The organism is Martinezella rhizogenes (assembly GCF_007002745.1).
GTDB lineage: Bacteria > Pseudomonadota > Alphaproteobacteria > Rhizobiales > Rhizobiaceae > Agrobacterium > Agrobacterium cucumeris.
The window spans coordinates 323850-345030 of the sequence record NZ_SGNY01000002.1 but is presented as its reverse complement, the minus strand read 5'-3'; the positions used below and the strand labels follow the sequence as shown (position 1 = coordinate 345030).

At 60.0% G+C, this 21181-nt stretch carries 23 protein-coding genes; 12 read left to right on the top strand and 11 right to left on the bottom strand.

Annotation, left to right across the window (positions count from 1 at the left end; genetic code table 11):
• Positions 1–12: 12 nt before the first annotated feature.
• Positions 13–585, bottom strand: coding sequence for a GNAT family N-acetyltransferase (locus EXN68_RS07350; RefSeq protein WP_142840230.1), 573 nt, complete (start codon positions 583–585; stop codon positions 13–15).
• Positions 582–1472, bottom strand: coding sequence for a phosphoserine phosphatase SerB (serB, locus tag EXN68_RS07345; protein WP_142840229.1), 891 nt, complete (start codon positions 1470–1472; stop codon positions 582–584). The genes EXN68_RS07350 and serB overlap by 4 nt, the downstream gene beginning before the upstream one ends.
• On the opposite strand from serB, the gene miaA reads away from it, so the two are divergent.
• Entirely contained in the window at positions 1471–2367 is an 897-nt protein-coding gene (gene miaA, locus EXN68_RS07340) for a tRNA (adenosine(37)-N6)-dimethylallyltransferase MiaA (RefSeq protein WP_142840228.1), read from the top strand. The genes serB and miaA overlap by 2 nt on opposite strands.
• 9 nt (positions 2368–2376) lie before the next feature.
• Here miaA and EXN68_RS07335 read toward each other — a convergent pair whose 3' ends face one another.
• A complete protein-coding gene (locus EXN68_RS07335; protein ID WP_142840227.1) occupies positions 2377–4386 on the bottom strand; it encodes an ATP-binding protein in 2010 nt (669 codons plus the stop codon).
• Between the two features lie 381 nt (positions 4387–4767).
• On the opposite strand from EXN68_RS07335, the gene EXN68_RS07330 reads away from it, so the two are divergent.
• From EXN68_RS07330 to EXN68_RS07315, 4 genes are all read left to right on the top strand, one after another.
• Complete coding sequence (locus tag EXN68_RS07330; RefSeq protein ID WP_142840226.1) at positions 4768–6561, top strand: acetolactate synthase 3 large subunit; 1794 nt, start codon at positions 4768–4770, stop codon at positions 6559–6561.
• A 19-nt stretch (positions 6562–6580) separates the two neighbouring features.
• On the top strand, positions 6581–7153 hold the full coding sequence (ilvN, locus tag EXN68_RS07325; protein ID WP_003507555.1) for an acetolactate synthase small subunit: 573 nt from the start codon (positions 6581–6583) through the stop codon (positions 7151–7153).
• Positions 7154–7288: 135 nt separating this feature from the next.
• Positions 7289–7657: an ArsR/SmtB family transcription factor gene (locus tag EXN68_RS07320; protein WP_142840225.1), complete on the top strand. Its 369-nt coding sequence runs from the start codon at positions 7289–7291 to the stop codon at positions 7655–7657.
• Positions 7650–8183, top strand: coding sequence for an SRPBCC family protein (locus EXN68_RS07315; RefSeq protein WP_142840224.1), 534 nt, complete (start codon positions 7650–7652; stop codon positions 8181–8183). The genes EXN68_RS07320 and EXN68_RS07315 overlap by 8 nt, the downstream gene beginning before the upstream one ends.
• Positions 8184–8328: 145 nt before the next feature.
• Here EXN68_RS07315 and EXN68_RS07310 read toward each other — a convergent pair whose 3' ends face one another.
• Positions 8329–9174: an aldo/keto reductase gene (locus tag EXN68_RS07310; RefSeq protein WP_142840223.1), complete on the bottom strand. Its 846-nt coding sequence runs from the start codon at positions 9172–9174 to the stop codon at positions 8329–8331.
• Between the two features lie 163 nt (positions 9175–9337).
• On the opposite strand from EXN68_RS07310, the gene EXN68_RS07305 reads away from it, so the two are divergent.
• Positions 9338–9931: a LysE family translocator gene (locus tag EXN68_RS07305; protein WP_142840222.1), complete on the top strand. Its 594-nt coding sequence runs from the start codon at positions 9338–9340 to the stop codon at positions 9929–9931.
• Between the two features lie 6 nt (positions 9932–9937).
• Here the strand turns inward: EXN68_RS07305 and EXN68_RS07300 are convergent, their stop codons facing one another.
• From EXN68_RS07300 to EXN68_RS07290, 3 genes are read right to left on the bottom strand one after another with little or no spacing between them, the layout of a single operon-like run.
• Entirely contained in the window at positions 9938–10726 is a 789-nt protein-coding gene (locus EXN68_RS07300) for an anti-sigma factor family protein (protein ID WP_142840221.1), read from the bottom strand.
• Positions 10723–11280, bottom strand: a complete 558-nt coding sequence (locus tag EXN68_RS07295; RefSeq protein ID WP_161991236.1) for an RNA polymerase sigma factor — start codon at positions 11278–11280, stop codon at positions 10723–10725. Before EXN68_RS07295 ends, EXN68_RS07300 begins: the two co-directional genes overlap by 4 nt.
• Positions 11264–11644 carry a COG4315 family predicted lipoprotein gene (locus tag EXN68_RS07290; protein ID WP_142840220.1) on the bottom strand — a complete coding sequence of 127 codons (381 nt, stop codon included), beginning with the start codon at positions 11642–11644 and terminating at the stop codon, positions 11264–11266. Before EXN68_RS07290 ends, EXN68_RS07295 begins: the two co-directional genes overlap by 17 nt.
• A gap of 142 nt (positions 11645–11786) precedes the next feature.
• On the opposite strand from EXN68_RS07290, the gene EXN68_RS07285 reads away from it, so the two are divergent.
• Together EXN68_RS07285 and EXN68_RS07280 are read left to right on the top strand one after the other, a co-directional pair.
• Complete coding sequence (locus EXN68_RS07285; protein WP_161991234.1) at positions 11787–12146, top strand: ArsR/SmtB family transcription factor; 360 nt, start codon at positions 11787–11789, stop codon at positions 12144–12146.
• Positions 12143–12625: an SRPBCC family protein gene (locus EXN68_RS07280; RefSeq protein WP_142840218.1), complete on the top strand. Its 483-nt coding sequence runs from the start codon at positions 12143–12145 to the stop codon at positions 12623–12625. Before EXN68_RS07285 ends, EXN68_RS07280 begins: the two co-directional genes overlap by 4 nt.
• A gap of 6 nt (positions 12626–12631) precedes the next feature.
• Here the strand turns inward: EXN68_RS07280 and EXN68_RS07275 are convergent, their stop codons facing one another.
• Together EXN68_RS07275 and EXN68_RS07270 are read right to left on the bottom strand one after the other, a co-directional pair.
• On the bottom strand, positions 12632–13114 hold the full coding sequence (locus tag EXN68_RS07275) for a DUF2269 family protein (protein ID WP_142840217.1): 483 nt from the start codon (positions 13112–13114) through the stop codon (positions 12632–12634).
• Positions 13114–14400, bottom strand: a complete 1287-nt coding sequence (locus EXN68_RS07270) for an SDR family oxidoreductase (RefSeq protein WP_142840672.1) — start codon at positions 14398–14400, stop codon at positions 13114–13116. Before EXN68_RS07270 ends, EXN68_RS07275 begins: the two co-directional genes overlap by 1 nt.
• A gap of 124 nt (positions 14401–14524) precedes the next feature.
• Between EXN68_RS07270 and EXN68_RS07265 the strand changes: the two genes are divergently transcribed.
• Positions 14525–15652 (top strand): ATP-dependent DNA helicase, encoded by a 1128-nt coding sequence (locus EXN68_RS07265; protein WP_046798120.1) that lies wholly within the window; start codon positions 14525–14527, stop codon positions 15650–15652.
• Between the two features lie 78 nt (positions 15653–15730).
• Here EXN68_RS07265 and EXN68_RS07260 read toward each other — a convergent pair whose 3' ends face one another.
• Positions 15731–16426, bottom strand: coding sequence for a MerR family transcriptional regulator (locus EXN68_RS07260; RefSeq protein WP_142840216.1), 696 nt, complete (start codon positions 16424–16426; stop codon positions 15731–15733).
• A 234-nt stretch (positions 16427–16660) separates the two neighbouring features.
• Between EXN68_RS07260 and EXN68_RS07255 the strand changes: the two genes are divergently transcribed.
• Complete coding sequence (locus EXN68_RS07255) at positions 16661–17416, top strand: pyridoxine 5'-phosphate synthase (protein WP_142840215.1); 756 nt, start codon at positions 16661–16663, stop codon at positions 17414–17416.
• 71 nt (positions 17417–17487) lie between these two features.
• Positions 17488–18753, top strand: coding sequence for an NAD(P)/FAD-dependent oxidoreductase (locus EXN68_RS07250; RefSeq protein ID WP_142840214.1), 1266 nt, complete (start codon positions 17488–17490; stop codon positions 18751–18753).
• Between the two features lie 228 nt (positions 18754–18981).
• Here the strand turns inward: EXN68_RS07250 and EXN68_RS07245 are convergent, their stop codons facing one another.
• Positions 18982–20028: an NAD(P)-dependent alcohol dehydrogenase gene (locus tag EXN68_RS07245; protein WP_142840213.1), complete on the bottom strand. Its 1047-nt coding sequence runs from the start codon at positions 20026–20028 to the stop codon at positions 18982–18984.
• 189 nt (positions 20029–20217) lie between these two features.
• Between EXN68_RS07245 and EXN68_RS07240 the strand changes: the two genes are divergently transcribed.
• The gene (locus EXN68_RS07240) at positions 20218–21156 is read left to right on the top strand and encodes an AraC family transcriptional regulator (protein WP_142840212.1); all 939 of its coding nucleotides are present in this window, start codon (positions 20218–20220) and stop codon (positions 21154–21156) included.
• The last annotated feature ends 25 nt before the right edge of the window (positions 21157–21181 follow it).

Here is a 21181-nt window from a genome sequence, read left to right as displayed (position 1 = left end):
GCGGGAAGGGCGTTATTGCGACTGCCGTTCCCGCCATTCCGCCAGCGTCAGCGCATAGGTTACATGCGGACGCAGATGCGGATGCGTGTCATCAGGCACGCGCGGATGATCGAAATCGCGTGACGGGTCACGCTTGAGGCCGATGCGCTCCATCACGCGGGTCGAGCGGTGGTTGTCGTGAACGGCGAAGGAGACGATTTCCGGCGTTTCCTTTTCATCAAAGGCCATGACGAGCAGTGATTGTGCGGCTTCGGTGACGTAGCCGTGGCCCCAGAAGCGGGTGGCGAGCCGCCAGCCGATCTCCATGGTGCCGAGCGGGAAAGGCGGATCGAGGTTCATGACGGGCGATATGCCGCAGAAACCCATGACTTCGCCGGTTTCGCGCAGTTCCATGGCGTAGAAGCCATAACCGCTGCCACGGATCATGCCGTTGATGGTTTCCAGTACGGCGTCCGCTTCCGCGTGGCTGCGACGGAAGGGAAAAAACTCCATGACCTTTTCGTCTGCGTTGATTTCGCGGAACAGGTCGCGGTCGCTCTCCTTCCACTCGCGCAGAATGAGCCTTGGTGTTTCGCGGATGATCATGGAGTGACAAAATCCGTCTTGCGGTAACCCTGAATGTAAAGCAGCGCGGTCAGGTCGCCGTGGTCGATGCGCATCTGCGCTTCAGCCGCGACGGCGGGCTTGGCGTGCAGGGCAACACCCGCGCCGGCCAGATGCAGCATGCCGAGATCGTTGGCGCCATCGCCGACCGCCATCGCCTCTTCCGGCGAGATGCCAAGCTTTGCGGCGATGTCGTTCAGCGCGTCCACCTTGGCCTGCTTGCCGAGGATGGGTTCGGCAACGGTGCCGTCAAGCTCGCCATTGGCTTCGCCGAGCAGATTGGCGCGGTTTTCATCGAAACCGAGCATCGCTGCGACGCGGCCGGTGAAAACCGTGAAGCCACCGGAAACCAGGGCGGTGTAATAGCCTTTCGCCTTCATGGTGGCGATCAGTTCCTTGCCGCCTGATGTCAGCGTAATGTGCTTTTCGATGACGTCGTCGATGACCGAAACCGGCAGGCCTTTCAGCAGCGCCACGCGTTCCCGGAGCGCCGGCTCAAAAGCGATCTCACCATTCATGGCGCGGGCGGTGATGGTGGAGACCTTGTCCTTCAGGCCGACTTCGGCGGCCAGCTCGTCGATGCATTCCTGGCCGATCATGGTCGAATCCATATCGGCGATCAGCAGTTTCTTGCGGCGCTGGTCCTGCTCCTGGATGACGATATCGATTGGCTGGCCAGTCAGCGCGCCGGCAATGGCGTTGCGGGCTTCTTCGGCACTGGTGCCGGAAGGCAAGGCGATATCGCAGGCGACACCATCCGCCAGCCAGTAAAGACCTGACGCATTGACGGCCTTTGCGGCGGCTTCGCCGAGGGCCGGTGTCAGAACAGGATTTGACGGATTGGCGATAAGCGTGGCAACGAGAGCCATGATGAAAAACCTTGATGAGAATTTTGATGCGATCCTGATAACCGGCCCGACGGCAAGCGGCAAGTCCGCGCTTGCGCTTCGTCTGGCGCGGGAGCGGAATGGCGTCGTCATCAATGCCGACAGCATGCAGGTTTACGACACGCTGCGGGTGCTGACCGCCCGGCCTTCAGAAGATGAAATGCAGGGCGTGCCGCATCTGCTTTACGGCCATGTGCCGGCGAGCAGCCTTTATTCCACGGGTGAATGGCTGCGGGATATTTCAATGCTGCTTTCGGATATGAAGGGGCAGAGACGTCTTCCCGTCATCGTCGGTGGCACGGGGCTTTATTTCAAGGCGCTGACCGGGGGACTGTCAGATATGCCTGTCATCCCGGACGAAATCCGCGACAGGCTGCGCGGCCGGCTGATTGAATTGGGCCCGGCGGTTCTCCACACGGAATTGTCGAGCCGCGATCCCGAAATGGCAGAGGCTCTGCAGCCGGGAGACGGCCAGCGTATCGTCCGGGCGCTGGAAGTGATCGAAGCGACCGGAAAATCGATCCGGGATTACCAGAAAGCCAGCGGCCCGGTGATCGTTGACCCCGACCGGGCGCAGAAATTCGTCGTTTTGCCCGACAGGCCGGTGCTGCATGACCGTATCAACCGTCGTTTCGAGGCGATGATGGAAAGTGGCGCGGTGGAGGAGGTCGAGGCGCTTCTGGCTCTCAAGCTCGCGCCCGATGCGACGGCAATGAAGGCGATCGGCGTTTCCCAGATCGCCGAGATGCTGGCCGGAGGCATGAGCGAGGCGGAGGTGATCGAAAAATCGGCCGCTGCGACCCGCCAATATGCCAAACGGCAGATGACTTGGTTCCGCAACCAGATGGGGGAGGACTGGACGCGTATCCAGCCCTGAAGGCTGGCATCAGTCCTTGCGATAGAGGCTGCCGAGCGGCTTTTTCAGGAGGCTTTCGCGCAGCGACGGGCGTGTATCGGCCGGCGGGGGACCATTTTGCGTCTGCATCTGGAAACCGGCCCGGCGCAAGTCGTTGACGGCACCGGAGGCGCTGTCCATCCTCTCCGGGTTTTGTGGCGGTGGCGCTGTGCGTCCGGGCAGCATGTCCGGGCGGTAGGGCTCATAGCCCTCCGCTGCGGGTGTTCCCAATTCTCGCTTCCAGCGATCGATATCGTCCGCTTCTCCGGGCGCCACCAGCGATTCCGGCAGATCGGAAAAGGCCGCTTCGACACTTTGCTGGAAGCCGGTGATGACCGGCCGGGCTGTGGCGCGCATGCGGGTGACAATAGTATTGAGATCGACGGTATCGGGCGTTTCGTGCGGTACGTGGCTGACTGTGCCGCTTGCCTTCGGCAATTTGATTGTCGGCACGCGGTCAAAACGCATGCGCATCGGCACCCCCACGGCTTCGCCGAAAGCGATGGCTTCACCATTGCCGATGGAGGACAGAAAGCTGGTGGTCGAGGCCGAGGCGTTGGGCACGGCCGACAGAATGATCTTCTGGTCAATCTCGTTTGACAGCCGCATGGCGAAAACGGTCGAGCATTGCGACAGGATGGTCTGATCCAGCTCGCTGGGCCGCTGACTGATGACGCCGAGTGAAATTCCGTATTTGCGGCCTTCCTTGGCGATCTGGGCGATCGCCTGCCGGGTCGGGAAAAAGCCGCGCTCGGGATCGGCAGGAACATAACGGTGGGCTTCTTCGCAGACGACAAGCATATGCAGCGAGCCGCGCGCCAGCACCGCCAGCTCAAACGACATGCGGCAGAGAACGGAGACCACCGAGTTTACCACCTCGGAGGGGATGCCCGAGAGCTGGAACACTGAAATGGGCTTGCCTTCCCCGGGAATACGGAAAATATGCGCCACCGTCTCCAGAATGGTGTCGCTGATCGTATTGCTGGAGAACATGAAATTGTAGCGCGGATCGTTGATGGCGGAGAGGATGCGGCTTTTCAGGGAACGGAGCGCCGGCTTTTCACCGCGTCCTTCCAGCCGCCCGATACGCTCGTCGATGGAGGCCAGAAGATCGGCCATGCGGTAGGGCACCGGCGAATCCGGTGTGATCGCGCTCTTGTCGGAGGTGCGGCGGACAGCGGAACCATCCGTGCCGCGAAATGCTTTTTTCGCCTCGGGTATGACGTCACGCAGAACGTCCATCTCTTCCGGCACAGGCTTGCGGCCACGGAAAACCACTTCCGCAAATTCCTCAAGACGCATCAGCCAGAAGGGAAGGTCGAGCGTATCGGTATCGATGACAACCGAATGATCGGGAAAAGCGGCTGCAAATTCGTTGTGCGGATCGAGAATGAGGACGCGCAGTTTCGGGTCCGTCTCGATTGCCTTGTTCAAGAGCAGGGAAACCGCAGTGGTCTTGCCGACCCCGGTCGAACCGACGACGGCGAAATGCTTCGAAAGCATCTGCGGAATATTGATGGCCGCGCCGATCGTATCATCCTGCGTCAGCTTGCCGATGATGCAGCTGTCACGCTTGCCGCTGTCGTAGATCCTGGCAAGGTCGCCGGTGCGGATGCGGTGGGCCACGGCGCCAAGATAGGGATAACGCGAAATACCGCTGGAAAACCGTTCGCTGCCGTCATCGGTGCGGTAAACCTCTCCCATCAGTTCCACGTCGATCAGCAACCTGTTCGACCTGTCCGGGGACCATTGTCTCTCATCGGTGCGCATGGCGAAGACCAGGGCTGCGACACGGCTCGTGCCCATTTCGATGGAGATCAGCCGTCCGACGGACCAGAGTTGTGCAACATCGGTGGAGCCCGGTTCCGTTTCCGCGGCGATGGTGGCATGGGCGCCGTCGCAGGCGATGACGCGGCCAAGCATGCGGTCTGCCGGTTGCAGAGCGGATCGCCGTTCGGTTTCGTCCATGCCGGACGCTTTATGAAACTCGTTATTACTCACATCTTATCCCGGGACATGCGGATGAGCGCGGTGGTTCGGGCAATACCTGCGCCCTCGATAATAAAAGATTATATTTAACAACAGGTGTATCAATTGCGTTCGAAAATTTCGTCGACTTGCGGTTTTAAGTAATAAAAGAAGCGGTCGCCGATTTTTTCCGCAATATGCGTTGACGGCTGGGGCTTTTGTGGCTAACACTCCGGCCCATGAAAAATCTTAACGTACTTATCGTGGTGGGACGGCGCATGGGCAGGATGGTGTAACCATCCGGCGAAAGCACCCATGCGCTGAACGAGGCTCCTTAAGGGGCCTTTTTTTATGTCTTCAAACAGGCCCTCGGGCTCCTCGATATCCAAAGCCAAAGCGGGATGGAAACAGGCAATGACGGATAAGGACAATACGGAAAACAGCAATCGCATGACAGGTGCGGAGATCGTGCTCCAGGCGCTGAAGGACAATGGCGTCGAGCACATCTTCGGTTATCCCGGCGGCGCCGTGCTTCCGATTTATGACGAGATTTTCCAGCAGGAAGACATTCAGCACATTCTCGTGCGTCACGAGCAGGGCGCCGGCCACGCTGCCGAAGGTTATGCCCGCTCCACCGGCAAGGTTGGCGTCATGCTCGTCACCTCGGGTCCCGGCGCCACCAATGCGGTAACGCCGCTGCAGGATGCGCTGATGGATTCCATCCCGCTCGTCTGCCTGTCCGGCCAGGTTCCGACATCGCTGATCGGTTCCGATGCGTTTCAGGAATGCGATACCGTCGGCATCACGCGCCCCTGCACCAAGCACAATTGGCTGGTCAAGGACGTCAACGAGCTGGCGGGCATCATCCATGAAGCCTTCCGCATCGCGCAGACCGGTCGCCCCGGTCCCGTCGTTGTCGATATTCCCAAAGACATCCAGTTCGCCACCGGCACCTACACGCCACCCTCTGCCGCCGTTCAGCAGAAGAGCTACAAGCCGAAGGTCCAGGGCGATCTCAATGCCATTCACGCCGCCATCGACCTGATGTCCAAGGCGAAAAAGCCGGTTTTCTACACTGGCGGCGGCGTTATCAACTCCGGCCCGGAAGCCACCCGTTTGCTGCGCGAACTGGTCGAGCTGACCGGTTTCCCGATCACCTCGACCCTGATGGGTCTCGGCGCCTATCCGGCGTCCGGCAAGAACTGGCTCGGCATGCTGGGCATGCACGGATCCTACGAAGCCAACATGACGATGCATGATTGCGACGTCATGGTCTGCATCGGCGCGCGCTTCGACGACCGGATTACCGGTCGCATCAATGCGTTTTCGCCGAACTCCAAGAAGATCCATATCGATATCGACCCGTCCTCGATCAACAAGACGGTTCGTGTCGATGTGCCTGTTATCGGTGATGTCGGCCATGTCCTGGAAGATATGGTTCGCTTGTGGCGCGCTTTGCCGAAGAAGCCGGAGAAAGCCCAGACGGCCGACTGGTGGTCGCAGATCGAGCGCTGGCGCGCCCGCAATTCCTTCGCCTACAAGAATTCCAAAGACGTCATCATGCCGCAATATGCCTTGCAGCGGCTTTATGAGGCTTCGAAGGGACGCGACACCTACATCACGACCGAAGTCGGCCAGCACCAGATGTGGGCGGCACAGTTCTTCGGCTTCGAGGAGCCGAACCATTGGATGACCTCGGGCGGCCTTGGAACCATGGGTTATGGCCTGCCAGCGGCCATCGGCGTGCAGGTCGCACATCCCGAAGCGCTGGTTATCGACATTGCCGGTGATGCCTCGATCCAGATGTGCATTCAGGAAATGTCCTGCGCCATCCAGTATGGTCTGCCGGTGAAGATTTTCATCCTCAACAACCAGTATATGGGCATGGTGCGGCAATGGCAGCAGCTGCTGCACGGCAACCGCCTGTCGAACTCCTATACCGAAGCCATGCCTGATTTCGTCAAGCTGGCGGAAGCCTATGGCGCGGTTGGCATGTATTGCGACGACCCGAAGGAGCTGGACGACAAGATCGCCGAGATGATTGCCGTCAACAAGCCTGTCATCTTCGATTGCCGCGTTGCCAATCTTGCCAATTGCTTCCCGATGATCCCGTCTGGTAAAGCCCATAACGAGATGCTGTTGCCGGATGAGGCGACGGATGAAGCTGTTGCCAACGCCATCGACGCCAAGGGCCGTCAGCTAGTCTGAGCCGGGAGAGGAAAAGGACATGAACGCACACCTACAACCCACTGGCTCCGCCTATTTCATCCAGAAGGAAACGGCTGCCGTCGAAAATCACACGCTGTCGGTTCTCGTCAGCAACGAGCCGGGCGTTCTCGCCCGGGTCATCGGCCTGTTTTCCGGGCGGGGTTACAACATTGAAAGCCTGACGGTTTCGGAAACGGAACATGAGGCGCATCTCTCGCGTATCACCATCGTCACGCGCGGCACACCGATCGTGTTGGAGCAGATCAAGGCGCAGCTTGAGCGTATCGTGCCGGTGCACCGGGTTCTCGACCTCACCGTTCGCGCCCGCGAGCTGGGACAGGAGCGGCCGATCGAGCGCGAAGTGGCGCTGATCAAGGTTGCCGGTACGGGCGAAGTTCGCGCCGAAGCGCTGCGCCTTGCCGATGCGTTTCAGGCCAAGGTGGTGGATGCGACTGTCGAGCATTTCATCTTCGAAATCACCGGTAAGTCGTCGAAGATCGACCAGTTCGTGGCGATCATCAAGCCGCTCGGCCTGATCGAGATCTGCCGCACGGGTATTGCCGCGATGAACCGTGGCTCGCAGGGGATGTGATCCCCGCACTCGAAGCAAGTGCCTTTGAAATATCAAGCCCGCGGTTCGCCGCGGGTTTTTTTATGGAATTTGCTCTGTGAAGTTATATTCAACCATATGGTTGACTTTCGCGGACGATGATCTATATTCAACAATATGGTTGAATTATCTGCTCCACACCTCGACACTGTCTTTCATGCCCTTGGCGACGCGACGCGGCGCACGATGTTGCGCGAGCTTTCCCGTGGCGAGCGGACGGTCACCCAGTTGGCCGCGCCGTTCGACATCTCGCTTGCGGCAGCCTCCAAGCACATCAAGGCATTGGAGAATGCCGGGCTTATCCGCCGGGAGGTGAGGGGGCGCACCCATATCTGCCACCTAGCGCCAGAACCCCTGGCAAACGCGCAGGAGTGGCTGAATTACTACCGGCAGTTCTGGAACAGCCGCCTCGATATTCTTGAGCAGATGCTCAGGGAGGAAGATCAGGGAAAATCCCCTGCAAATGGAGGAAATGACAATGACTGATATTGCAGTGCCTGACGCCTATGGCCAACTTGTCGAACCCGCGACGCTGAAGATCGAACGGCTGTTGCCGGGGCCGATCGACCGGGTCTGGGCCTTTCTGACACAAAGCGAGCTTCGCCGCCGCTGGCTGGCCTCCGGTGAAATGAAACTTGCGCCCGATGCACCGTTCGAACTGGTCTGGCGCAACGACGAGCTTTCCGATCCGCCCGGCCGGCGGCCGGAGGGCTTTTCCGAAGAGGAAAAGATGGCGTCCCGCATCATTACCGTCGTTCCGCCGCATCGCCTTGTCTTCAGCTGGGGTGAGGGGGCGGAGGTTTCGATCGAGCTTCAGGCTCTGGGCAAGCAGGTGCTCCTGACGCTCATCCACCGCCGGCTGGGGGATCGGAATAGCAAACTCAATATCAGCGCCGGCTGGCACACGCATCTCGATATTCTCGCCGCCCGTCTTCAGGAAAAAGAGCCAGGCCCCTTCTGGGATACATGGCTGGAACTCAAGAAAGACTATGAGCACCGCATACCGTCATAGAACGGGTAGCGCATCTACCGGACGGCGCGGTTTGCCGCGCCGTCATTGCCGGTTTCTGTGCACGCGCGCTATCGATCTGGTTCTCATATTTCGATTCAACCGCTTCAGCACCTGATTCCGGAACGCCTCTTAAGGCCATGTTCTCTCAGAGCATTTCCAAGGCTGTCTTGCGCGTTGGCACCGGGAAGGCGGCGTCGAGGGCGGTCCAGTCTTCGTCGGTTATTTCAAGATCGGTCGCGCCGCGGTTTTCTTCCACACGGGAGGCGCTGGCGGATTTCGGGATGGCGATGACGCCGTCTCTTTCCAGCAGAAAGGCCAGCGCCAGTTGCGCCGGCGTCGCCTGATAGGCCTTGGCGATGCGGATGAGTTCGTGGTTCTTCAGGATGCGGCCCTGCTCGATGGGCGAATAGGCCATCAGCGGCACGCCGTGCTCCTGGCACCATGGCAGCAGCGAAAACTCGGGGCCGCGCCGCGACAGATTGTAAAGTACCTGATTGGCGGCGCAGTTTTTGCCATCGGGAACAGCGAAAAGTTCTTCCATGTCGTCGGTATCGAAATTGGAGACGCCCCAGTCGCCGATCTTGCCGTCGCTCTTCAGTCTTTCGAAAGCCGCCACGGTTTCGTTCAGTGGGTGCTCGCCGCGCCAGTGCAGCAGATAGAGGTCGATATGATCGGTGCCGAGCCTTGCAAGGCTGCGCTCGCAGGCCTCCACCGTTCCTTTGGCGCTAGCGTTCCACGGATAGACCTTGCTGACCAGAAACACGTCGTCACGGCGGCCGGCAATTGCCGTGCCGACCACCTCTTCAGATCGGCCATCGGCATACATTTCGGCCGTATCGACCAGCGTCATGCCAAGATCGATCGCCTTGCGGATGCTCTCGATCTCCTGAGGCGCCGACGATCTGTTTTCTCCCATGTTCCAGGTGCCAAGGCCAAGGGCTGGAACCTCTTTTCCGGATGGCAGGGTAACGGAAGGAATGTCGTCATACATTGTTTCGCTCCAGCGGTTGTCGGGGGAGAATAGCCCTTTGTGCCGACTTCTCAAACCCGGCGCGAGCGGGATCGATCCATCAAAAAAATTGACCCCGGCCATCGGTCTGCCGGGCTGGTTTGATAGTGGTCGTGTGGCTAGGGTCTTTTTCACAGGAGAGATCATGACCGTTGAAACCTTCGCTGCACTGGTGTTGTTTGCCTTCACCACGTCCATCACACCCGGCCCGAACAACATGATGTTGTTTACGTCAGGCGTGAATTTCGGGTTCCGCCGCACCATCCCGCATATGCTGGGTATAGGCGTGGGGTTTCTGTCGCTTTTGATCGGCGTCGGTTTTGGCCTTGGTGCGGTGCTGCATTCCGTGCCGTTGCTCTATACCGGGCTGAAATTCGCCGGCGGGCTATATCTCGTCTGGATCGCCTGGAAGATCGGCACTTCCCGCAGCCTGAATGAAGGAACGGCCGCATCGCGGCCGATGAGCTTCCTTGCTGCCGCAGCCTTTCAGTGGGTCAATCCGAAAGCCTGGGTAATGGCGGTGACGGCGATGGCGACCTACACCAACGAGGCGCAATATTTCGTCACTGTTCTGGTGGTTGGCGTGGCCTTCGCCGCCGTCAATCTTCCCAGCGTGTCCACCTGGGCAGGTTTCGGCTCGGCGCTGCGCGACTGGCTGTCCGTGCCGGTCCGGCTCAAATGGTTCAATATCACCATGGCCGTGCTGCTCGTCATCAGCCTCTGGCCGATGCTGAAATAACAGCCTTTACGTCGGGAATTGCCGGTAACATTCCTCGGCGATTGCCTGCACCTCGTCGCGTGTCAGTTCGGCCGACACCGCGTAACCGAGTTCGTTGTCGATCCAGTAGAAAGTCTCGATGCCGTCGGCGCTCGCCATGCGGAAACTGGTGGTGCGGTTTTCCTCGTTATGGCCGATCAGTACCGTCACCCGGCGGCCCGTCTTGTCCTGATACATCAGCATCGCGCCCGGCTTGCCGCTGACGGGGATGAGACGCCCGCCGACGAGATCGTATCCGATCTTGGAAAGATCAGGGATCGCAAAGGGATAACCGAGCCGCTTGCCGAGCCATGTCGCGAGATGCTGCTGCTCTCCCGCACCAACTTCGACGGGGTGGCGCACTTCGCTTGCATAGATGAGATAGGCGGATTTTGCCTGTGCCGGAATATCCGTCGTCAACGACGCCAGCGTCACGTCCTGCGGTGTGGAGGCGGATGGCGGCAGAAGCCGGCCAGCTGCGGCGCCCGCGGCAAAGATCATGAGGGCGGCCGCTATTTTCGCAAGAGCTGGCTTCAGCCGCCATGTACGGTCCGGTTTCGGTGGGCTGAGCATCGATGCGTCGTGCGGATGGGCGGCGGCGTAGGAAGCGAAGGCATTGCGAAGAATGTCGGCCTGCTGTTTCCAGTCCTGCACGCGGGCCTGTTCTTCAGGTCTTTCTGCGAGCCACGCCTCGACAGCCGCGCGGTCATCGTCGGAAAGAAGCCCGTCGACATAGGCGTGCAGGTCGTCTTCGGTTATGGCATCGGGCCGTTTCATCGTGGTCTCCGCAGGGGAATGATATTGTCCGCCGCCAGCTGCTGGCGAAGGGTTTCGCGGGCGCGGGACAGTCTGGACATGACCGTGCCGAGCGGGATCGATAGCATCTCGGCCGCCTCCTGGTAGCTGTAGCCTTCCACCGTCACCAGCATCAAAACCGCCCGCATATCAGGCGAAAGAAGGGCGAGCGCGCCGTGCAGCCGATCATTCTCCAGCGTATCGGACAACTGATCGGTGACGGCGATGGTCTCATGGCCATCAAGGCTTTCGGACGGGTGGCGTTTCTCGGCGCGGTGGCGGTTGCGATAAAGATTCGTCATTATCGTGTAAGCCCATGATTTCAAACCCGTTCCGCGCCATTGCCTTTTATTGACGAGCGCTTTTTCCACGCAGTCCTGCAAAAGGTCTTCGCCATCCGCATCCGAGCGGGAAAGGCTGCGGGAATAACGGCGCAGCATGGGTATCAGCGCCAGAACCTCCGCTTCGAAGGTGCCGGCTGCGGGGGAGAGGCTCCCCCGCGTTTTGCCATTCATACCGTCAGGGTTTTGCGGCATCCCATACACCGTTCATACCATCACCGGTGGCGTCGCCTTTTTTCATGTCCTTGACCCAGTAATAGAGCGGCATGCCGTCCTTTGCCCATTGCATTTTGCCGTCCTTGCGCGTCACGGTCGTATATGCCCCCTCGGCCTTGGCGCCAGTAGCTGCGAAAAACGGCGGCCAGTTCACCGCGCATTTGTCATAACAATTGGATACGCCCTTCTTGTCGTTCTTGAAAGTGTAGAGCGTCATGCCTTTTTCGCCGGCAAGTACATTGCCTTTGTCGGTCTTGACCGTTTCGACCGCCGGGGCCGCATAGGCCGTTCCGGCAAAAGCCAGAATGAGGGCGGGAACGATAAAGCGGATCTTCATGGACATATCCTCCTTGGTTCGGGCGGGCTTTGCCGCCAACAGACCAAGAGACACCGCAGGCGGCGGGTTTATTCCCTGTCGCGACACGATTTTTGCGATTTTAAAACTTATCCATTGAGCTAAGTATTTTATCGTGATAGTTAGCCTTATGGAAAACTATTCAGACGCGCTCGACGATATCTTCCAGTCTCTTGCCGATCCGACCCGCAGGGCGGTGATCCTGAGGCTGGGCGGCGGGGAGGCGAGCATCGGAACGCTGGCCGAACCCTTCGACATGGCCCTGCCTTCCTTCATGAAACACATTCGCCAGCTGGAAGAGGCCGGGCTGATCGCGACGCGCAAGCAGGGCCGAGTGCGGTTCTGCTCGCTGGAGAAACAGCGGTTTTCCATGCTCGATGGCTGGCTGTCGCAACAGCGCGCCATCTGGGAAGATCGCACGGACCGGCTCGAACAATTCGTCATGGCGCAACAGGATAGAGCGTCAGGCAAAGGGGAGAATGACCAATGACCGAGACTTTTAATCCCGATCTCGACCTGAAGATTTCACGCATCATAAGGGCGCCGCGCCGGCTTGTGTGGAATGCATGGGTGGACAAGAACAGCCTTGAACAATGGTGGGTGCCGCATCCCGGCCAGTGCCGCGTCGAGAAAATGGAGCTTCACCCCGGCGGCGCCTTCGAAACGCGTTACAGCGAGGATGGCGCGGCATTCGGTGACCATATCAGTGGCTGTTTCCTGGCTGTGGATGACGGCGAGCGTCTGATTTTTACCGATGCGCTGACGGCGGGTTTCCGCCCCTCCGCCCGATCGTTCCTCACCGCCGTGATGACTTTCCGTGATCACCCGGAGGGCATGGAATATGTGGCCTATGCCATGCACAGAAACCCCGTGGATCGCGATAAGCACGCGGAGATGGGGTTCTTCGACGGCTGGAACACGGTCGCGGAGCAGCTGGCGCAGCTTGTCGAAAAGCAGGCGGCCCATTGAACGGCATCAGCCGAACAGGGGAATATCCGGCTTGTTGAGCATCAGCCAGATGATGCCGAGGACCGCGAAGAAGGCGGGGAAACCGCAGGCGAACCAGATGCGGTAAAGGCGGAACCATTGCGCTGGCAGGGCCTGTCCCGTGGCGGCGCAGTCTCTGGCGATATTGCGCAGTTGGATTTGGATCCACACCACCGGCAGCCAGAAAATGCCGGTGAAGACATAAAGGCCAAGCGAAAGGGCGATCCAGCCTTCGGTCAGCGGCCAGCCGATGATGCGCGCGAGAAGATAGCCGGTGACAGGCTGGATGATCGCCGCCGTGGCGGTGAAGATCGTATCGGCAATGACGACCGTTCCGGCGACATGGGCGATCAGCGCCGGGTTTGCCGTTCGCCGCGCCATGACCATGAAAAATGCGATGCCCGCGCCGGTGCCGAACAACACCGTTGCGCCGATGACATGGGCAAGCCGCAGCAGTTCCTCAAGCGTCATCAGCGTTCATCCAGCGTGGCAAGGGCGACAAGTGTCAGGGCTATGGAAGGCAGAACCTTGACCAAGGGACCGAGCGGATCGAGCCACAGGCCCGGCTCCAGCAGGCTGCCGCCAGCAAGGTAAGCGGCGCTGACCAGCAGCATGCCGATGAGCGCCTTTCTGGCGAGCGGCCGTAGCAGGACGGTGACGCCGAGGGCGACATCGAGGAGGCAGGTGGCGAGTGTGAGCGCGACTGCCGGTGCCTGCGGCATGAAGGGCAGAAAATGCGCTGCAGCTCCGTTGATGTTCAGCAGCGGCACGAGGCCGGATAGCAGCCAGAATAGAGACAGGCAGAGGATGACCAGCGGTTTGAGCAGATAGGATCTGGCAAACCACAGGTCCTGCACGCCGGAAGGGTGGGCGGCCAGTGTCTGCGTCAGGGGCCTGAGCGACAACGTCCTTGGTCGCGCCTCATCCTCCGTCACGATGCCTTCCGACATGACTGTCATCGCGGTTGAACGCAGCGGCGAGCGCCAGCCGAGCGCGCCTGCGGCGTCCGCAACAAGGCTGACGGGTCGCATGAAGGCCGCCGGAAGGTTTACGACAGGGGCAGGGGGCAGGCCGAGCCATTGCCGGTGCGTGGTGACCACGTCCTGCAATGTCAGCATTTCTTCTGCGGCGAGTTCGAGATCGCTGCCCGGCGGAATTTCACCATCGACCGCCGCGCTGACGGCCGACGCCACATCTTCGACCGCGACCGTGCGAACGGGCATCGCGCCATTGACAAGTGGCAGCATGAGGGGAAAGCCGGCAAGCGCCCGCACCAGCGCCGTTCCGCCATGGGCATTGCGCCCGACAACGAGGGCTGGGCGGAGAATGACATAGGGCAGGCCGCTTGTGGCCAGTGCTTCGTCGGCGCGGCGTTTGGTGGCGAGAAAGGGCAGGTCGGCCGCCGCTCCCGCCGTGCGGGCCGATATCTGGATCAGCAGCCTGCCGCCCGCCTGCGCCGCCGCCGCGTAAAGCGCCAGCATGGCTTTTTCCTGCGTCGCGGCCAGGTCATCCGAAAGACCGTCCTGAAGCGCGCCGGCGCAATTGACGATGGCGTCATGATCCCTCACCAGCACGTCCCAGTCTGCGACTTGCGTCATGTGGGCGAGATCGGCGGAAGTCCAGTTGGCGAAAGGCCACTTGTCTTTGGCGCGTCTGACGGAGCGGGCCAGGCCGGTGACGGAATGGCCTCTGCCGTGGAGGCTGCGCATCACCTCCGAACCGATGAAACCTGTCGCGCCGAGAATCAATATCTTCATAGGCGGCATGATAGCCGCCGTGGTTTAAAAACCAGCCGTGTTTTATTGCCGCATTCTGGTGTCACGATTCATCTTTCGTTCTTTTTCTGTTGCGCAGGGTGCTCGAATCCTGCGATGAGGGCGCATGTTATTTTCACCGCAACAGGACGAAGCGCTCAAGGCTGTTTCCCGCTGGCTGAAGGAAGGCCGGACGCCGGTTTTCCGGTTGTTCGGTTATGCCGGAACGGGCAAGACGACGCTTGCCAAACATTTCGCGGAAAATGTCGATGGTGAAGTGCTGTTTGCGGCCTTCACTGGCAAGGCAGCGCAGGTGCTGCGCTCCCGCGGGGCGACCAATGCTCGCACCATCCATTCGCTGATCTACCGCCCGCGTGGCGAAGAAACGGTGGAAGACGAGGAAACCGGCAAGACCTCGGTCGCGCCGATGTTTTCCATCAACCGCCAGAGCCCGCTTGCCAAGGCAGCGCTGATCATCATCGATGAATGTTCGATGGTGGACGAGCAGCTCGGCAAGGATCTGATGAGCTTCGGCACGCCGATCCTCGTGCTTGGCGATCCGGGCCAGTTGCCGCCGGTATCGGGTGGTGGTTTCTTCACCGAGCAGGAGCCGGATTATCTTCTCTCGGAAATCCACCGTCAGGCCAAGGACAATCCCATCATCCATCTTGCCATGGATGTGCGCGAGGGCCGCGAGATCATGCGCGGCGATTATGGCTCGGCGCAGGTGATCTCGAAGTCAGAAGTGACGCAGTCACTGGTGCTGGAGGCCGATCAGGTGCTGGTCGGCACCAATCGCACGCGCCGCCGCTACAATCAGCGGCTTCGTGAACTCAAGGGTTTTTCGGCCGATTATCCGCAATCCGGTGACAAGCTGGTTTGCCTCAGGAACGATCCGGCCAAGGGCCTGCTGAACGGCTCGCTCTGGCAGGTCATGAGCTCCTCGCGCGAGACGGTGAAGCCCGGCATCAACCTGATGATCCGGCCGGAAGATGACGATATGGATCGCGGTGCGGCCAAGATCAAATTGCTGAAGGCGGCGTTCGAGGATGTCGAGACCGAAATTCCGTGGTCGACCCGCAAGCGTTATGACGAGTTCGATTTCGGCTATGCGCTGACCGTGCACAAGGCGCAGGGTTCGCAGTGGAACAATGTGGTTCTTTTCGATGAGAGCTATGCATTCCGGGATTCACGTGAGCGTTGGCTTTACACAGCCATTACCCGCGCGGCCGAGACGCTTACGATCGTTCGTTGAGATTGGGCATGGGCCCAATCTCCTTGTCTGCGCATCGTCCGGGCGGAAAATCGCTATGCACTTTTCCTCGACACGCTTTTATGCGCGGATAACACCAAGCAGGACTGCCTTGGCGACCGCCTGAAAGCGGTTGCTGGCACTGAACTTGCCGATGATCTTCGCTTCAAGCGCGTTGAGGTCGCTGCCCGAAAGACCGAGAGCCCGGGCGAGACGCACCGGCGCATAACCTTCTGCCATCAATTCCAGACATTTCCGTTCGGTATCGGTGAGGGCAATGTCCTTGGCCGGACCACGTTCAGCGCCGTCAAAGCCATCCGCATCGCTATCGATGACGAGCAATTCTTCAATCTGCTGTGCCTGACGCTGAAGGGTTGAAAGCTCGGCCGTCAATTCTCTCTTCCGCTGTCTCAGCGCGGCGTGGAAAATGTCGTCCGCCTCTTCCTGCGACAGGGAGCGGACGAGTTTTTCCATGATCTCGGTAATGGCAGCAACCGAAATGCCGACCTCGCGGCAGACATTGATGACCGCCATGCGCTGGACGTTGCGATGGGTGTAGACCCGCATCTGGCCGATGCGCTTCGATGTCAGCAGCGCCTTTTCTTCGTAAAAATGAAGGGTCCGGTGGGTCACTCCGAAGATATTGGCCATATCGGCAATGGGCACCGGTTCGGCGGGCAGGGAAGAGGGCAGGCTTATGTCAGGTAAAAAGCTGCTGAGCCTTAGATTGGGTTTGTCCTCGTCGCCGTGTTCAAACGGCATACGGCCATCCTGCATTCTTTCCCCCCTTTGCGCTCTTTGGCGGCGCGCCTGCTTTTAAAAGACGTCCGTTGCTTGTTCCCCCGCAACGGTCTGTCTCCTGATCAAGACATCATGCCAAACGCTACATAAGAACCGTAACGTGTATTGTGTGTTTTCGTTCCCGTGTTCCAAAAAATTTTATCGGCCTCCTTGCGGTCGGCGTCAACCTGCGTGAAACAGGATGCAGATTCCGAACCGGAGCCCGACGCCATGCCCGCAAAACTTTCCGTCAATCTCAATGCAATCGCCATGCTGCGTAACCGTCGCGACCTTCCGTGGCCGGATGTCGCGCATTTCGGGCAACTGGCACTCGCTGCGGGTGCAAGCGGCCTGACTGTACACCCTCGTCCCGATCAGCGCCATATCCGCTTTTCAGACCTGCCGGTGCTACGCGCGTTGATCGATGACAGCTTTCCCAAGGCGGAATTTAACATCGAAGGTTATCCGACCGAGGATTTTCTCGTTCTTTGCGAAAAGACCCAGCCGGAACAGGTAACGCTGGTGCCGGATGATCCCTCGCAGGCGACATCCGATCATGGCTGGGATTTTCGCAGGCACGGCATTTTCCTGAAGGAAGTCGTCGGACGCCTGAAGGCTGGCGGCATGCGGGTTTCACTGTTTGCCGATGGTGACGGGGAACGCGAGCCGGTGGAACTGGCGGCTGAAACGGGTGCGGCGCATATCGAACTCTACACCGGCCCCTATGGCGGTTGTTTTGACGATCCGCAAAAGGGCGAGGCGCTTCTTGAGAAGCTCGGACAGACGGCGGACCATGCTGCGGCACTCGGGCTTGCCGTCAATGCCGGCCATGACCTGACTGTCGCAAACCTGCCCAGGCTGATGAAACGCATTCCTTATCTGGCTGAAGTTTCTATCGGTCACGGATTGACGGCGGATGCGCTGGAATATGGCATGGCTGAAACAGTCCGGCGTTTTTGTCAGGCCTGTGGTCAGCCTATTTCATAACCAAAGTCAATTTTTTCGCCTATGCTCTGGCTGCGCATGCTCCGTGCGCGAGCTTTTGAAGGCAGAGACATATGCAAGAACATCATGTTGTCGTCGTGGGTGGAGGCTTCGGCGGTTTACAACTGGTACATGGGCTGGAGGGGGCCCCTGTCCGCATCACATTGATCGATCGCCGCAACCATCACCTGTTCCAGCCACTGCTTTATCAGGTTGCGACCACGGCGCTGGCGACATCCGAAATCGCCTGGCCGATCCGCCATCTTTACCGCGACCGCAAGGAGGTAACGACCCTGCTTGCGGAGGTGACCGGCATAGACCGGGCGGCGCGGACCGTGCATTTAAGTTCGGGTCAGGTGATCGGTTTCGATACGCTGGTGCTGGCCACCGGCGCGCGCCATGCCTATTTCGGTCGCGACGAGTGGGAGCGTTCCGCCCCCGGTCTCAAGACGCTGGAAGATGCAACGACAATCCGCCGCCGTCTGCTTCTGGCTTTCGAAAGGGCCGAACTTTCCATCAGCGAAGAGGAGCGGCAGGCGCAGCTGACTTTCGTCATCATCGGGGCGGGCCCGACGGGCGTGGAAATGGCGGGCATGATCGCCGAGCTGGCCCATAAGGCGCTGCCGGCGGAATTCCGCAATGTCGACACCCGGCAGACCCGCGTGCTGCTTGTCGAGGCCGGCCCGCGTGTCCTGCCGGTTTTCACCGAGGATCTTTCTGCCTATGCCAAGGAAGCGCTCGAAAAACTGGGTGTCGAGGTTCTGCTCGGTACGCCGGTGACGGCCTGCAGCGATGAAGGCGTGACGGTGGGCGACACTTATTATCCCTGCCGCACGGTTGTCTGGGCCGCCGGTGTGCAGGCGTCTCCCGCCGCGAAGTGGCTAGGGGCGGCGGCTGACAGGGCGGGGCGCGCCATTGTCGGACCTCATCTCAATCTGGAAGACGATGCCGATATCTTCGTCATCGGCGATACGGCCGCCGTCAATCAGGAAAACGGCAAGCCGGTGCCGGGCATTGCGCCCGCGGCGAAGCAGCAGGGCGCTTATGTTGCAAAGGTCATCAGGGCGCGGCTTGACGGCAAACCTTCACCGGCTCCGTTCCGCTACAGCCATCAGGGCAATCTCGCCACCATCGGCAAACGTGCGGCGGTGATCGATTTCGGCAGGTTCAAGCTGAAGGGCGTGCTGGCATGGTGGATCTGGGGCCTTGCCCATATCTACTTCCTGATCGGAACGCGTTCGCGACTTGCCGTGGCGTGGAGCTGGTTGTGGATTTATCTGAGCGGCCAGCACAGTGCGCGGCTGATTACCCAGAAAGAGACGCTGAAGGACGAGGCCTGAGGACCGGGCAGGCAAATGACAAGGGCGGGAAGCATGGCTTCCCGCCCTTATGTTATGACAGCTGCGCCAGACTACTCCTCCGTCATGCCGGACTTGATCCGGCATCCAGCCGCCGCGCGTCTGCGCGGCGAGAAGAGTTTTTCAGTCCAAGGACTTGGGCTGGCCGGACCCCGGATTTGGTCCGGGGTGACGGCGGGTGGATGGAGCGGGTTTGCCCCAATCCAAGACTCACGCGTCGAGCGATGCCATGTCGATGACGAAGCGATACCGCACGTCGCTCTTCAGCACGCGCTCATAGGCTTCATTGACATCCTGGATGTTGATCGTCTCGATCTCCGAGACGATGTTGTGCTCGCCGCAGAAATCCAGCATTTCCTGGGTTTCCTTGATCGAACCGATCATCGAACCCGACAGGTTCTTCGCACCGAAGATCAGCGCGAATGCGTGGACGGGGATCGGATGTTCCGGTGCGCCGACCACGACCATGCTGCCCTTGGGCTTCAGGAGGCCGAGATAGGCATTCCAGTCGATGGCGACGCCGGCCGTGCAGATGATCAGGTCGAAGGTGCCGGCCAGCTTCTCGAAGGTCGAGGCGTCGCTGGTGGCGTAATATTCCTTCGCGCCGAGCTTCAGGCCATCTTCCTTCTTCGACAGCGTCTGGGACAGCACGGTGATATCCGCACCCATGGCCGCGCCGAGCTTGACGCCCATATGGCCAAGGCCGCCCATGCCGACGATCGCGACCTTCTGGCCGGGGCCGGCGTTCCAGCGGCGCAGCGGCGAATAAAGCGTGATGCCGGCGCAGAGAAGCGGTGCGGATGCATCGAGCGGCAGGTTGTCCGGGATCGACAGGACATAACCTTCCTTGACGACGATCGAGTCGGAATAACCGCCATGGGTCGCGGTTTTCGTGAACGGATCGACATCGTTATAGGTCTGGACGAGGCCGGGCATATAATGTTCGTTGTCGAGATCGCGGGTGGCGCAGCCGACGCAGGAATCGACGAAGCAGCCGACGCCGACATGGTCGCCGACCTTGAACTTCGTGACCTTGGAGCCGACAGCCTTGACGACACCGGCAATTTCGTGACCCGGGACGATCGGGAAGACGGCATTCTTCCATTCGTTGCGGACGGTGTGGATGTCCGAGTGGCAGATGCCGGCATATTTGATATCGATGACGACGTCGTCATCGTTCGGCTCGCGGCGTTCGAAGGTGAACGGGGTAAGCGGCTTCGACGCGTCGGTCGCAGCATAACCTCTTGCAATAGCCATCTGAATATCCTTTCGGGAGTTGGGGACGGCGGAATATGCAATGGAAGTGCAAGGCGGCGTTAGAGCGATCCTCCGAGCTTTTTGCACGATCCTGCAAAAATATGCGGGCATGCTCTTTGCGGAAGTCCGGCGGCTTTCTAGATAAGTGGCATCTAACGCATCTCTTCCTTCAGTTAAGGGATTTCCCTCATGTCCTTGCCGTTCAATGTCTATCAGGAGATCGCCTCCATCGCCGCACGGCATGCCACCCGTGACGGTGAGGTGCAGACGGCAATCGAATCCCTCGGCATCAGCCGGCGTACTGCGCCGAGCGCGCCGTGCCACGGTAGCTACCGTCCCTGTCTGGCGATGGTGATACAGGGATCGAAATGTGTTCAATTGGGAACGGATACCATCAATTACGGCGCCGGCGACTATCTGCTGACCTCGCTCGACCTGCCGGTCGCGTGGCGGGTGGTGGAGGCGAGCAAAGAGGTGCCGCATTTCTGCATCGCGCTTGCCATCGACAGCGAGAAGCTGCTCGATCTCATGCGCCGCGTGCCGATCGATACGCCGACGGAGCCCGCGAATGCGCAGCGCGGCATCGTCGTCAACGCTGCCACGCCGGAGCTTCTGGATGCGGCGATCCGGCTGCTGCGCTTGCTCGATCGTCCAACAGAGATTGCCGCCATGGCACCGCTGATCGAGCAGGAAATCCTCTATCGCATCCTGACAGGACCAGCCGGCGGGCAGCTGATGAACATCATCGCGGCCGGCAGCCAGGGCAACCGCATCGCCCGCGCCATTGCCTGGCTGCGGGAGAATTTCGCGCGCCAGCTGCGCATCGAAGACCTTGCCGAGCATATCGGCATGAGCGTGTCGTCCTTCCATCATCATTTCAAGACGATCACGGCCATGACGCCGGTGCAGTACCAGAAGCAGCTGCGGCTGCATGAGGCGCGCCGGCTGATGCTTGCTGAACGGCTGGATGCCGGCACTGCCGGCCATCGTGTCGGTTACCAGAGCCCGTCGCAGTTCAGCCGCGAATATAGCCGTTTTTACGGATTGTCGCCGTCGCGGGATATTGATGCTTCGCGTGAGATTATCGCGGCGGAACAGGCTGTTTCGCCCTCGACCATTCGGGCTTGAGCAACGGTCGCTGTTTTAAAGCCCG